Annotated in this window: 1 pseudogene; it reads left to right on the forward strand. The window is 54.5% G+C overall.

The annotated features are described in order from the left end of the window. Positions 1 to 131 (forward strand): annotated as a pseudogene (locus ACFWW2_RS21995) (IS30 family transposase); the annotation flags it as partial. Between the last annotated feature and the right edge of the window lie 181 nt (positions 132 to 312).

Genomic DNA, 312 nt, shown 5'->3' on the forward strand with positions numbered 1-312 from the left:
CCGACCTATCCGCCCATTCCCAAGCAAAACTCAGCGCTATCGCAAGGCAACTCAACGAACGACCGCGCAAGACCTTGCAATATCAAACGCCAGCGGAGAAGTTCGCCGAGTGTGTTGCGTCGACCGGTTGAGATCGCCGCTGATACTGTTGAAAAACTCCAATTTTCGCGAAAATAGGTGAAATACTTGCCCGTAGGAGGCCTATCCGAAAATTCGGCGAGGGGGTCGGCCTAAGGCCAGAATTGGCAATGTCCGAAGCTCTCAGCGCCGCCGCTGGGCATTTGGTTTCAAGTTGGCCGTCGCAATGGATCT

Source organism: Yoonia sp. R2-816 (assembly GCF_046762905.1).
GTDB lineage: Bacteria > Pseudomonadota > Alphaproteobacteria > Rhodobacterales > Rhodobacteraceae > Yoonia.